Below are 13,035 nucleotides of genomic sequence, written 5' to 3'. Positions count from 1 at the left end.
GGGCGCCGGGAGTGAATCCGGCGCCCGGCCCGAGGTGGTGAGGGTCAGTTGGCGAGATCGTCGACGGTGGCCGACTCGTTGCGCGACAGGTTGATGCCGAGGTTGGCAGCAGCGCGCTCCAGGTCCTCGTCGTCGGTGTCGTGCATCTCGATGGCCGCACCGTCGGAGCTCAGCACCTCGACGTTCAGGCACAGCGACTGAAGCTCCTTCAGCAGCACCTTGAACGACTCGGGGATACCCGGCTCCGGGATGTTCTCGCCCTTGACGATCGCCTCGTAGACCTTCACGCGGCCCACCACGTCGTCCGACTTGATGGTCAGCAGCTCCTGCAGCGTGTACGCCGCGCCGTAGGCCTGCATGGCCCAACACTCCATCTCACCGAAACGCTGACCACCGAACTGCGCCTTACCACCGAGCGGCTGCTGGGTGATCATCGAGTACGGACCGGTCGAGCGAGCGTGGATCTTGTCGTCGACCAGGTGGTGCAGCTTGATGATGTACATGTAGCCGACCGACACCGGGTACGGGAACGGCTCACCGGAACGACCGTCGAACAGCGTCGCCTTGCCGTCGCCGTTGACCATCACCTCGCCGTCGCGGTTCGGCAGCGTCGAGGACAGCAGTCCGGTCAGCTCCTCCTCGCGAGCGCCGTCGAACACCGGGGTGGCGGTGTTGGTGTCGGGCTCGGCCGAGTACATGTCCTCGGGCAGCCTCGACGCCCACTCCGGCACACCCTCGGCGACGTTGATGTTCCAGCCGGCCTTGGCGACCCACCCGAGGTGGGTCTCCAGGATCTGACCGATGTTCATACGACGCGGCACACCGTGGGTGTTCAGGATGATGTCGACCGGGGTTCCGTCGGGCAGGAACGGCATGTCCTCCTGCGGGAGGATCTTGCCGATGACGCCCTTGTTGCCGTGACGACCGGCGAGCTTGTCGCCGTCCTGGATCTTGCGCTTCTGGGCCACGTACACGCGGACCAGCTCGTTGACGCCGGGAGCCAGGTCGTCGTCGTCCTCGCGGCTGAACACGCGCACGCCGATGACCTTGCCGGTCTCGCCGTGCGGCACCTTCAGCGAGGTGTCGCGGACCTCACGGGCCTTCTCACCGAAGATCGCGCGCAGCAGACGCTCTTCCGGGGTCAGCTCGGTCTCGCCCTTCGGGGTGACCTTGCCGACCAGGATGTCGCCGTCGCGGACCTCGGCACCGATACGCACGATGCCGCGCTCGTCGAGATCGGCGAGCACCTCGTCGGAGACGTTCGGGATGTCCCGGGTGATCTCCTCGGCACCGAGCTTGGTGTCGCGGGCGTCGATCTCGTGCTCCTCGATGTGGATCGAGGTGAGCACGTCCTCTTCGACGAGACGCTGGCTCAGGATGATCGCGTCCTCGTAGTTGTGACCCTCCCACGGCATGATCGCCACGAGCAGGTTCTTGCCGAGCGCCATCTCACCGTTCTCGGTGCAGGGGCCGTCGGCGAGGACCTGGCCGGACTCCACGCGCTGACCCTCGTCCACGATCGGACGCTGGTTGGCACACGTGCCGTGGTTGGAACGCGCGAACTTGCGCATCCGGTAGGTGTCGCGGGTGCCGTCGTCGGACATGACGGTGATGTAGTCGGCCGAGACCTCTTCCACCACACCGGTCTTGCCCGACACGATGACGTCACCGGCGTCGACGGCGGCACGCAGCTCCATGCCGGTGCCGACCAGCGGCGACTCGTTGCGCACCAGCGGCACGGCCTGACGCTGCATGTTCGCACCCATCAGGGCGCGGTTGGCGTCGTCGTGCTCGAGGAACGGGATCATCGCGGTCGCGACGGACACCATCTGACGCGGCGAGACGTCGAGGTACTCGACGTCGGTCGCGCCGACGAACTCGACCTCGGAGCCCTTCTTGCGCACCAGGACACGCTCGTCGGTGATGCGGCCGTTGCCGTCGAAGTTGGTGTTCGCCTGTCCGATGAGGAAGCGGTCCTCCTCGTCGGCGGTCATGTACTCGATCTCGTCGGTGACCACACCGTCGACGACCTTGCGGTACGGCGTCTCGATGAAGCCGAACGGGTTGACCCGCGCGTACACCGACAGCGAACCGATCAGACCGATGTTCGGACCCTCAGGGGTCTCGATCGGACACATGCGGCCGTAGTGCGACGGGTGCACGTCGCGCACCTCGAGGCCGGCGCGCTCACGGCTCAGACCGCCCGGGCCCAGCGCCGACAGACGACGCTTGTGGGTCAGACCCGACAGCGGGTTGTTCTGGTCCATGAACTGCGACAGCTGGCTGGTCCCGAAGAACTCCTTGATCGCCGCCACGACGGGACGGATGTTGATCAGGGTCTGCGGAGTGATCGCCTCGACGTCCTGGGTGGTCATGCGCTCACGCACGACACGCTCCATACGCGAGAGGCCCACGCGGATCTGGTTCTGGATCAGCTCGCCGACGGTACGCAGGCGACGGTTGCCGAAGTGGTCGATGTCGTCGACCTCGACGGGCACCTCGACGCCACCGGGGACGGTCATGTAGGTGGTCGTGTGCGGGTCGGCCTCGTGCAGACGCACCAGGTACTCGACGGTCGCGATGATGTCCTCGCGGGTCAGTGTCGACTCACCCACCATCGGGTTGCCGGTCAGGCCCAGCTTCTTGTTGACCTTGTAACGGCCCACGCGAGCGAGGTCGTAACGCTTGTCCTTGAAGAACAGGTTCTCCAGGAGGTTCTCCGCGGACTCCTTGGTCGGCGGCTCACCCGGACGCAGCTTGCGGTAGACCTCGAGCAGCGCCTCGTCCTGGTTCCCGGTGTTGTCCTTCTCCAGGGTGGACATCATGATCTCGGAGAAACCGAAACGCTCGGTGATCTCCTCGGCGGTGAAGCCCAGCGCCTTGAGCAGCACGGTGACCGGCTGACGGCGCTTGCGGTCGATACGCACACCGACGGTGTCGCGCTTGTCGACGTCGAACTCCAGCCACGCACCGCGACCCGGGATCACCTTGACGGTGTGCAGGGTCTTCTCGGTGGTCTTGTCGATCGAGGCGTCGAAGTACACGCCCGGGCTACGGACCAGCTGGCTCACCACGACACGCTCGGTGCCGTTGATGATGAAGCTGCCCTTTTCGGTCATGATCGGGAAGTCGCCCATGAAGACGGTCTGCGACTTGATCTCGCCGGTGTTGTTGTTGATGAACTCCGCGGTGACGAACAACGGCGCCGCGTAGGTCATGTCCTTGTCCTTGCACTCCTCGACGGAGGCCTTGACCTCGTCGAAGTGCGGCTCGGAGAACGACAGGGACATGGAACCGGAGAAGTCCTCGATCGGGGACAGCTCGTGGAGGATGTCCTCGAGCCCGCCGGTCGGGTTCTCGTCACCGCGGGCGATCGCCTTGGCGCGCCACTCCGGCGAACCGACGAGCCATTCGAATGAATCGAGTTGGAGGTCGAGGAGGCCGGGGACCTCCAGCGGCTCGCTGATCTTTGCAAACGACGCGCGATGCGGCGCGCCGGGGATTGTTGAGGTGGACTGGCGGTTGACTGCCAAGATGCGTCCTTCCAACACGACGTTATTCACAACCTAGATGTGCAGTACGTGGCTTGATGGGCCGTTCGCTGGTGACACCCTGGGATCGGCGATCACCGCAGCACACACGTCTAAGGAGTGGCCGAAGAAGGATCGATAGATGGACAGGAGGCAGCCAGCGCAACGTCCAACTGTAGCAGAAAATAGACGCACTTTGTCAAGCCGTCTGGAAACGATTTCGCGCGGGTGGCTGCCTGCACGTCGATCGCTGGTCACAGCGTGGCCCGACATCGCCTCCACGTCAAGCGCTACGCGCGAAATTCGTGAAGTTGGGTTTTGCCACCGCTGCCGACCTGGTGATCTGCGTGCGCGAGAGGCCGATCAGAAGGGCTCGACAGCCTGAATCCGCCACTGATCACCCTCACGCACCATCGCGAACTGTGCGCGCGGCGCACCGCTGTTGGTGGCCATGCTGTTCTGGGTCTCGCTCACGACGAGGTTCGCGATGACGGTCGCCGTCGCGCCGTCGTCGGCTCCGCTGAGGTCCCGCACGCCGATCGCGTCGACACGACACTCCGCACCCGTCTTGGTCTGCGTGATCAGCTCACGCTGCGCCTTCAGGGTCTCGTCGAACTCGGTACGCGCCTGACCGGTGAGGGCGTCCTGAGCACGCTTCTGCCACTCGTCGAGTTCGGTGTGGTCGTACCCGAACACCGCGCAGATCCGCTCCTGGGCCTGCGAGGTCAGCTGCGCCGTCGACTCCTGGTCCACGAACGCCTTGTTGGGGCCGATCTCGGCACCGGGATGAAATGCCAGGATCGCGGCGACGACGAACAGCCCGGCCGCGACCGCGGCGAGCACGCCCGTGCGGATGCCGAGGAAGTTGCGCGCACCGCTCCCCCGCCGGTTCGACCGCCTGCCGGGACGCCGCCCCATCGGGCGGTCCTTCGTGCCCGTGGTCGGGGCACCCGACGCCGACGCGTCGCCCCGACGCAGGGTCGAGACCCGCGCGACCGGCTTGGCCTTGGGCTTGGTGAGGTCGGGCTTGGTGGTGTCGGGATTGATGGGGGTCTCGGGCTCGGCCGACTCTGCGTTGACCGTGGTTGCGTCGCGAGGCTCGTCGCCAGGCCCTTCGAGGCTCGTCGACTTCGACTCGCTGCGCTCGCTCAGCCCGGCGGCTTTCGCTCCTCGCACCTCAGGGGGCAGGGGGGCTTCCGCTTTCGCTCCTCGCACCTCAGGGGGCAACGAGGTCCTGCCGGCTACCTTCGGGGTCGGACGGCGCTTCGGGGTGGGCTTCTTCTTCGGGCGATCGGTGGCCATCAGTTGCCCCCCTCCGGAGCCGGGGCCGCGGGAGCGGGCGCACCGCCGGCGTCGGTGTAGGCGATGCCCTCGAGTCCGAGGATGTTCTCGGCCTTCCAGGCGTCGCCGTCCTTGGTCATGCTGACGTCGAAGCCGCGCGTCTCGTCGATGCCGGGCTGGCCGGGACGTTCGAGTGTCGTCACGACATAGACCAGCACCTTGGCCTTGTCCTCGTCGGCGTCGACCTCGCTCGGTGCGCTGCGCAGCAGTCGCGCGCTCAATTTGGCGGTGTTGGGACCGGCCGTCCCGAGCATGTCGAGGACGCTGCCGTCCTTGCCGCCGAGCACCTCGGTCTTGGCCTTGCCGGTCAGCGAGGCCTCGGCACGTTCCCGGAAGCCGTCGAGATCGGCCGGGTCGATCGTCGTGATGTTGAGGACGGCCTGCTCGGCCGCCTGCGTCGCGGCGTCACGGGTCTCCTGTGCGGGGTACTCGTCGAAGTAGACGTTGTAGGCGCGTACACCGAACACGGCCACGAGCACCACGCCGACCACGACCGCCACTGCGGCCAGTGCGGCCAGTGCAACCGGCGCGTACTTCGCCGCCCGGCGCACGGCGGGGCGGATGCCGCTGGGCTTCTTCTCTGTCGGTTCTGGGGTGCCAGTCATCGGGAACACACTGTATATATCGCTCCTGAGCGCAAGCCAAGGCCACGAGCCAGACCATGCGGCCTGATCGCGACGGCGTCGCTCGTCGGGTGGTCGGGTCTACCGCGGCCGGACACCGAGCAGCGCTGCGAGCTGCCGGGCGAGCGGGTTGAGGTTGAGCTTGTCGGGATCTTTCTTGGGGGTGTTGTCCCACGGCTGCGGGTAGGCGGGGTTGGCGTATTGGGCGCGTTCGGCGCTGCGCACACCGGTCGGGTTGCCGAACGGCACCGTGCACTTGGCCTCGGTGTTGAACGCGAAGTCGTCGTAGCGCGGATCGAAGTCCGGATTCTGTCGGCGTGCTTCCGCCAGCACCAGATCCGTGCTCTCGTAACCGCGGGTACAAGCCGCGGGATTGTTGGTCTCGAGGACGACGCCGAAGTGGATCTGACCGTCGCCCGGAGCGGGTGCGTGGCTACCCGCCGACAACGCGGACAGCATGGCGAACGTCGTCGACGTCGTGTAGGTGGCCGGCTCGATCGTGCGGGCCACCTCGGCGAGATCCTTCACGACCTTGGAGAGGTCGTTGCCGTTCTTCTGGATCAGCTCCGAGATCTGGGTCGCCGACAACGTGCCCGTCGTCAGCAGTCGCCGCAGGTCGGGATCGGCCGAGGCCAGCGTCGCGGTGACCAGATTCAGGTTGCGCGACCACGTGAGGATCGCGTCGGACTGATCGGCCTGGGTGCCGAGCACTACGTTCGAGTTCTGGATGAGCGCGACGGTCTCACTCAGGTTGTCCACGCCGGCCCGCGACAGCTTGCCGAGCGAGTCGACGAGGCGGGTGAGGTTCTCACCCTGCCCGTTGAATGCGCGGCCGAGTTCGGTGATGACGGTGTTCAGGTCGTCGACCGGGATCGAATCGGTGAAGTCGATCGCCGAGGCGACCACATCTTCGAGCGGCTCGGGAAGCGAGTACTTGGTGATCGTGTCGCCGCCCTTCAGGTACGGCCCTTCCGACGACGTCGGTTGCAGGTCGACGAACTGCTCGCCGATCGCGGACCGGTTCGCGACGACCGCGGTCGCCGACGCCGGGATCTCCGGCCCACCCGAGTCGATGTCGAGCGCGACGTCGACTCCCTCGGACGTGAGCGTCAGCTTGCCGACGCGACCCACGGGCACACCCTGGTAGGTGACCTCGGCGTTGGTGAAGATGCCGCCCGAATCGGGCAGCTTGGCGGTGACCGTGTACATGCCGACACCGGCGAGCTTGTCCAGGCGGGCGTATTTCGCGCCCACGTACACCAGCGCCACCAGACCGACGATCACGAACACGATCAGCTGTATCTTGACGAGCTTGCCGATCATCGTCCTGCTCCTGACGGGTTCTGGGTGGGCGCCGCCGGTGCGAGTCCCATCGCGGCCAGCGGGCCGTCGAGGATGCCCTGACCCGGGGTCGCGGGAGTCGGCATCGGGCCGGCGCCCTCTGCCGGCCGGGAGAAGGACGCGGGATAGCGCCCACCCGACGGCGGGGTGTTCGGTCCCGGACGCCAGTTCGGACCCGGCGGAAGCAAGGTGATGGTCGGCCACCCGTAGCGCGGTCCGTTGCCGCGGTAGTACGGATTGCGCGGGTCGACCGGCACGCTCACGCGAGCAGGCGGCGAGTACTTCGGGGTCCCCTGGCCGACGCCGAGCGCCTCGAGCTGATTGAGCACGCGGAGGTCGAGCGTCATGAACAGGTTGGTCGAGTCACCGCGGACACCCGGCAACAGCCAGTCCGGGAACGGGTGGGTGAGCATCAGCGGCGCCGCGGTGATGAGATCGGGAGCCGCGGCGGCGAGCTGGGTGAGCACCGGCCGCAACGCCTTCAGATCGTTGATCAGCGCCGTGCGCGACTTGCCCAGCACATCGGTACCGACCTGGCCGAGCTGATCGAGCTTGGTCAGCAGCTCGACGAACTGCGGTCGCTGCTCCTCCAGCACCTCGACGCCCGCGGGCAGCTGCTTGAGGATGCGGTCGATCTGCGCGGTCTGCGCGGCCGTGCGCGTCGACAACTCGGCCAGACCGTCGATGGCGGTGATGATGTCGTCACGCTGCCGGTTCAGCCCGGCGATGAGGTCCTCGGTCTCGCCGATCAGGTTGCGGACCTTGTCGGTCCGGCCGTCGAGCGCCTTGTTCAGCTCGGTGACGATCGGCTGCAGCTGATTGAGACCACCGCCGTTGAGCAGCAGGGCCAGTGCGCCGAGAACCTGCTCGATGTCGGTGGCGGTGCGTGTCCGCGACACCGGGATCGGCTGGTCGGGGTTCTGGCGCGGCGCGTCGGCACTGCCGTCCGGTTCGGTCAGCGCCACGAACTTCTCGCCGAGCAGCGAGGTCTGCTGCACGCTCGCCTCGGCCTCGTCGGAGAGATCGACGTTGTTCTGCACCTCGACGGTGACCTGGGCGAACCACTGGTCGTTCGGCACCTCGACCTTGGTCACGCGCCCGACCGGGATGCCGTCGCGCTTGACCGTCGACTGGGGCACGAGGTCGAGCACGTCGTCGAACTGGATCTTGTACGTGCGCGCGTTGTCCCCGGTGTTCACGCCACCGGGCAGCGGGATCGACTGGATGCCGTTGGACATGCAGCCGGTCACCAGCAGGGTCAGCGACAGTGCTGCGCCGGCCATCGCCGTACGCATCGACGAGCGGTTCATCAGTTGCCTCCCCGGGGTCGCGGGGTGGACGACGGGGCCGGCGACCTCGAGGGCGACGGGTTGCCGATCTCGGGGTCGGGGTTGCCCGGGACGGTGCCCGGCACCGGCGCGCGCTGCAGCTTGTTGTTGCTCATGATGCCGAACGGCAGCACGGGCAGCAGCGGCTCGAGCACACCCTCCTGGATCTGGTCACCGATCTCCTCGCACTGGCTGATCAGCGGACGCAACGTGTCGCTGAACTGATCGGCCGCGGGGTTGCCCGGCAGCAGCTGCCCGAGGTCGAGCAGGCGACACTGCGCTCCGATCAGGTCCTGCAGGTCCGGGATCGTCAGCCGCATGGCCAGCGTGCCCGACTCGGCGTCGTAGGCGTTGATCAGGTTGTTCACCGTGATCGGCAGCACGGTCAGGACCTCTTTGAGGTTGTTCTTCTGGTCGAGCAGCGCCTGGGTCGTCGGCTGCAGGTCCTTCACCGTCTCGCCGATCTGCTCGCGATTGTCGGCGAGGAAGGTCGCCACGTCGCCGAGAGCGATCGACAGCTTGTTCAGCGCGGCGGCGAGCTGCTCGCGCTCACCGGCGAGGAACTGGTTGAACGAGGCCATCTGGGTGTTGAACTGCCGTACCTGCGCATCGTTCTCGCGCAGTGCGCCGACGAACGTGTTCAGGTTCTTCACGGTGTCGAAGAGGTTGCCGCGCGAATCGCTCAGCGTCGTCGAGGCCTTCGACAGTCCCTCGATGGCAGCACCGAGCTTCTCGCCGTTGCCCTCGAGGTTCTCCGCGCCGGTCGTGACGAGTTCACTCACCGCGCCCTGGCGGCCGGTGCCGTCGGTCTTGTTGGCGCCATCGGGTCCGAGGGCGTCGGACAGTTCCTTGACGCTGGCGTAGATCTGGTCGACCTCCACCGGGACCATCGTCTGGTCGACGGAGAGGGTGAGGTCGCGCGGCGCCTTCTCCCCACCCGTGTAGGCGGGGGTCAGCTGCACGTAGCGATCCGCGACGACCGACGGGATGATCTGCACCGCACGGACATCCGCGGGCAGTTCGACGCCGCGGTCGACGGTCATGGTCACCTTCACCGTCTCGCCCTCCGGCGTGACCGAGTCGACCTTGCCGACGGCCACGCCGAGCACCCGGACGTCGGAGCCCTCGTAGATGCCGACCGACCGCTTGAAGGTCGCGGTGATCTTCGTGGTGCCGATCGAGGAGAACACCCACCAGAGCGCTCCCGCGAGGATGAGCGCGATGATCAGCCCGATCACGATCACCACGATGTGCCGCGGCGTGAACCAGCGGCCGGGACCCGAATTCTGGGTCAGATCCGGTGTGGTCATCAGCCGACTCCCGTCCCGCCCTGGTTCTCCAAGGCCTGCTTGTTCGGCGGACGCGTCGTGTTCTGCTGTGGCAGCGCCGGCGGCAGCAGGTTCACCACCGAGGACTCGAACCAGCGACCGTTGCCGAGCACGTTCGCGTACAGGCGATAGAACGGCGCCATGTATTTGATCGAGTCGCGGATGTTCTGGTTCTGACGCTGCAGCAACTCGTTGACGCCCTTCAGCGCGTCGAGTGCCGGTCCGATCTGCTCCTCGTTGTCGCGCACGATGCCGGTGAGCGAGTCGCTGAGGCTCGTGGTGCTGGCCAGCAGCGCCGAGATGTTGCGCTGGCGGTTGTTCAGCTCGTCGAGCAGCTGACCCGCGCCGCCGATGAGGCGCACGAACTCCTCGTTGCGATCGGCCAGGATCTTCGAGGTGTCCTTCGTCGCGGCCAGCAGACGCTGAACCTCCTGGTCGCGGCTGGAGATCGTCTGCGACAGGCGGGCGATGCCGTCCAGCGCCGGACCGGTCGTACCCGCGGTCCCCGAGAAGGTGTCCGAGAGCACGCGCATCGACTCGGCCAGCTGGTCGTTGTCGAGCTCGCCGATCTGCTCGGCCGCGCCCGAGAACGCCTCGATGACGTCGTACGGGGCCACCGTGTCGGTCAGCGGGACGTCGGGATCGGCGGGCTCGCTGCCACGCGGGTTCAGCGACAGGAACTTCTGACCGAGGATCGTCTTGATCTGGATGGTCGCCTGCGTCTGGTCGCCGATCCAGGTGTTCTCCACCCGGAAGGTCACGTTGACGCGATCCCCGTCGAGGGTCACGTCGTCGACCTCGCCCACCTTCACGCCCGCGACGCGGACCTCGTTCCCCGGCTTCAGACCGGCGGCCTCGGTGAACTTCGCGGTGTAGCGCGCACCCGCGCCGAGCAGCGGCAGTTCGGCGAGATAGAACGAGCTCAGTCCGAGCATCAGCAGGATCAGGATGCCGATGGCACCGATGCTGACCGGGCTGCGCCGGCCGCCGAAACGCCGGTGCGGATGCTGCACCGGGGCGTCGGTCTCATCGCGTTCGGTGTCGTTCATCTTCGGGTCGCGCACGTTCGGATCGTTGTTGTCTGCCATCGTGGTCACCCCCCTGGCCGGTCGTCTGCCCAGCAGCGCGTCGCCGCACTGGTGTAGAGCACATGGTTGATGTCGGGCAGCGGGACCAGCGGCTGCGTCAGCACCGGCGACTTGCCGTTGCCCGCCACCACGTCGATGCCGCACAGGTAGAACTGGAACCAGGAACCGAATGTCGCTGCGCGACCGATCTTCTGGAGCTTGATCGGCAGATTGGTCAGCGTCTCCTCGATGTCCTCGTCACGCTTGTTGATCTGGTCGGCCAGCGACTTCAGTCCGGCGATGTCGCCCTGGATGGACGGGCGCGTCGCACCGAGGATGTTCGCCGTGACCGAGGTCAGGTTGGAGACCGAGGTGATCGCCGAACCCACCGAACCGCGTTGTGCCGCAAGGCCGGTCACGAGCTTCTCGGTGTTGTCGAGGAGGGCGGTGAACTGCTCGTCGTTGCGGTTGACCGTGTCGAGGACCTTGGTGAGGTTGGTGATCAGCTCACCGATGACCTTGTCCTTGTCGGCGATCGCGTTCGTCAGATCGGCCGTGTCGCTGACCAGACGGGTGATCGAACCACCCTGCCCGTCGAAGATCGCGATGATCTGCTCGGTCAGCTTGTTCACGTCGGAGGCCGACAGCTGCTGGAACAGCGGCCGGAAACCGTTGAACAGTTCGGTCAGGTTCACCGGCGGGTGGGTGTCCGTGACGCCCGGCGTCAGGCCGAACGTGTGACCCTGCGCGACCGTCTGCGACGGGTCGCCCGCCCCGCGCTCGAGGGCGAGGTACCGCAGACCGGTCAGGTTGCGGTAGCGGATGAAGAGCTGGGTGCCGTCCGGCAGACGATCGCGGTCGACGTTGAACGAGACCTTCGCCTTGTTGCGGTCGTAGACCTCGACGCTCTCCACCTGCCCGACGCGCACGCCCGCGATCCGGACGTCGTCGCCCGGATTGAGCAACGTGGCGTCGGTGAACACGGCGTTGAACTTCGCATCACCGTCACCCCCGGCGTTGGCGATGGTCACCGCGAGCAGACTCGTGGTCACCACGGTGACCACGCCGAAGACGATCAGCTTGATCAGCGGTCCGACGATCGACTTCATTTGATGTCGACCTTCGCACCCTGCAGCGCACCGCCGCCGATCATGGTCACCCAGGTCGGCACCTCTTCCGGCGACTTACCCGACGTGGCGCCGTAGATGACCTGCAGCTGCTTGCGATACTCCGGGTCGTCGAACGGGTTGGACTCCACCGCCACGGGCTTCGCACCAGCCGGGGCCGACGAGACGGTCCCCGCCGGGACGCCGCTGAACTGGGGCTGCGGGAGCTGCCGGACGTTGCGCGGGCCGGGGTTGCGGGACGGCGGCTGGTAGCTGCCGTCAGCCAGGCCGCCGCCCGGGTACTGCGGGAACGGGCGGTCGCCACCCATCTTCGGGTCGTAACAGACGGCAGGTGGATCGAGGTCCATGAAGCGGGGTTCGTCCTGGTTCGGTAGGTAACGGCCACGGGGATTGACGAACTGCAGGTTCACTCGCACACCCGGGTTGTCGGTCCCCTCGCCGACGATCTTGCGCGACTCCGGGATCAGACCCGCGAAGTTGCGGAACGTACACACGAAGGTCGGCGACTGCTTGGCCAGTCCGACGAGCAGTTCCTCGGAGTCGACGGCGAGGTCGATCAGGTCGGTGCGATTGGCGCGCAGCCAGCCGGTCAGGTCGTCGGAGGCGACGCCGAGGGTGGCGATGAGCGTCCGGAGGTCGTCCTGACGCTCGACGATGGTGTTCGTCGTCGTGCGCAGCGAGTCAAGTGCGTCGACCACATCGGGCAGCGCCTGCGAATACGTCTGGGAGAAGCTGGCGAGTCCCTCGAGGGTGCCCTCCAGTTCGGGCAGGTTCTCGTTGATCTCGCCGAAGATCTGGTCGAGTTCCTCCAGCGTCGTGCCCAGCTGCTCACCGCGGCCGGACAGCGCCGACGACAGCGAGGTCAGCGTTGCGTTCAGATCCTGGGGCGGGATCGCCTCGAGGACCGGCAGCAGCTTGTCGAACAACTGCTGGATCTCCAGGGCGTTGCCGCTGCGATCGGTCTCGATCGTCGCGCCGTTGCTCAGCGTCGGGCCCGAATTGTCCTCGGGCACCTGCAGAGCGACGTACCGCTCACCGAACAGCGTCTTCGGCAGGATGCGCGCGGTGGTCTTGTCCGAGAGCGTCGAGGCCTGATCGGGGTTGAGCCCCAACACCACTTCGACGCGACCGTCGGGTCCGGGCTTGACCTCGCGCACCTCGCCGACGGTCATGCCGCGGGCCTTGACGTCGGCGTTGGCCGGCAACGCGTTGCCGGTCGAGTCGGTCACCAGCGTGACATCGGTGAACTCGGTGAACGACTTGTTGAACTTGGTGATCGTGAGGGTCAGGAACAACGCGACCACGAGAAAGAACACCAGGCCGAGCAACCGTTTACGCAGCAGCGTCACG

9 protein-coding genes are annotated in these 13,035 nt (G+C 66.7%); all 9 read right to left on the bottom strand.

All coding sequences use genetic code 11. The annotated features are described in order from the left end of the window. Positions 1-44 precede the first annotated feature (44 nt). The 9 genes from rpoB to AC3B6C_RS12995 all read right to left on the bottom strand — a co-directional run bounded on the left by rpoB (position 45) and on the right by AC3B6C_RS12995 (position 13,034). The gene (rpoB, locus tag AC3B6C_RS13035) at positions 45-3,533 is read right to left on the bottom strand and encodes a DNA-directed RNA polymerase subunit beta (RefSeq protein WP_035718262.1); all 3,489 of its coding nucleotides are present in this window, start codon (positions 3,531-3,533) and stop codon (positions 45-47) included. A gap of 360 nt (positions 3,534-3,893) precedes the next feature. Continuing rightward, positions 3,894-4,832 carry a hypothetical protein gene (locus AC3B6C_RS13030; protein WP_488373031.1) on the bottom strand — a complete coding sequence of 313 codons (939 nt, stop codon included), beginning with the start codon at positions 4,830-4,832 and terminating at the stop codon, positions 3,894-3,896. Next, on the bottom strand, positions 4,832-5,476 hold the full coding sequence (locus tag AC3B6C_RS13025; RefSeq protein ID WP_488373030.1) for a hypothetical protein: 645 nt from the start codon (positions 5,474-5,476) through the stop codon (positions 4,832-4,834). The genes AC3B6C_RS13030 and AC3B6C_RS13025 overlap by 1 nt, the downstream gene beginning before the upstream one ends. A gap of 99 nt (positions 5,477-5,575) precedes the next feature. Next, complete coding sequence (locus AC3B6C_RS13020) at positions 5,576-6,817, bottom strand: MCE family protein (RefSeq protein WP_010844669.1); 1,242 nt, start codon at positions 6,815-6,817, stop codon at positions 5,576-5,578. Beyond that, positions 6,814-8,145 (bottom strand): MCE family protein, encoded by a 1,332-nt coding sequence (locus AC3B6C_RS13015; protein WP_010844670.1) that lies wholly within the window; start codon positions 8,143-8,145, stop codon positions 6,814-6,816. Before AC3B6C_RS13015 ends, AC3B6C_RS13020 begins: the two co-directional genes overlap by 4 nt. Then, positions 8,145-9,473 carry an MCE family protein gene (locus tag AC3B6C_RS13010; RefSeq protein ID WP_488373029.1) on the bottom strand — a complete coding sequence of 443 codons (1,329 nt, stop codon included), beginning with the start codon at positions 9,471-9,473 and terminating at the stop codon, positions 8,145-8,147. The genes AC3B6C_RS13015 and AC3B6C_RS13010 overlap by 1 nt, the downstream gene beginning before the upstream one ends. Next, complete coding sequence (locus AC3B6C_RS13005) at positions 9,473-10,579, bottom strand: MCE family protein (RefSeq protein ID WP_488373028.1); 1,107 nt, start codon at positions 10,577-10,579, stop codon at positions 9,473-9,475. Before AC3B6C_RS13005 ends, AC3B6C_RS13010 begins: the two co-directional genes overlap by 1 nt. A 5-nt stretch (positions 10,580-10,584) precedes the next feature. Continuing rightward, entirely contained in the window at positions 10,585-11,667 is a 1,083-nt protein-coding gene (locus AC3B6C_RS13000; RefSeq protein WP_488373027.1) for an MCE family protein, read from the bottom strand. Then, positions 11,664-13,034 (bottom strand): MCE family protein, encoded by a 1,371-nt coding sequence (locus AC3B6C_RS12995; protein ID WP_010844674.1) that lies wholly within the window; start codon positions 13,032-13,034, stop codon positions 11,664-11,666. Before AC3B6C_RS12995 ends, AC3B6C_RS13000 begins: the two co-directional genes overlap by 4 nt. Position 13,035 lies beyond the last annotated feature (1 nt).

The sequence above is a fragment of the Gordonia sp. 11cp genome (genome assembly GCF_057767225.1).
This window is presented reverse-complemented; position numbering and strand designations above follow the sequence as displayed.

What these genes read in the sequence shown, in the direction of transcription:
- AC3B6C_RS13030 (WP_488373031.1), bottom strand. Translation starts at nt 4,832, where the DNA reads ATGGCCACCGATCGCCCGAAGAAGAAGCCCACCCCGAAGCGCCGTCCG.
- AC3B6C_RS13025 (WP_488373030.1), bottom strand. Translation starts at nt 5,476, where the DNA reads ATGACTGGCACCCCAGAACCGACAGAGAAGAAGCCCAGCGGCATCCGC.
- AC3B6C_RS13020 (WP_010844669.1), bottom strand. Translation starts at nt 6,817, where the DNA reads ATGATCGGCAAGCTCGTCAAGATACAGCTGATCGTGTTCGTGATCGTC.
- AC3B6C_RS13015 (WP_010844670.1), bottom strand. Translation starts at nt 8,145, where the DNA reads ATGAACCGCTCGTCGATGCGTACGGCGATGGCCGGCGCAGCACTGTCG.
- AC3B6C_RS13010 (WP_488373029.1), bottom strand. Translation starts at nt 9,473, where the DNA reads ATGACCACACCGGATCTGACCCAGAATTCGGGTCCCGGCCGCTGGTTC.
- AC3B6C_RS13005 (WP_488373028.1), bottom strand. Translation starts at nt 10,579, where the DNA reads ATGGCAGACAACAACGATCCGAACGTGCGCGACCCGAAGATGAACGAC.
- AC3B6C_RS13000 (WP_488373027.1), bottom strand. Translation starts at nt 11,667, where the DNA reads ATGAAGTCGATCGTCGGACCGCTGATCAAGCTGATCGTCTTCGGCGTG.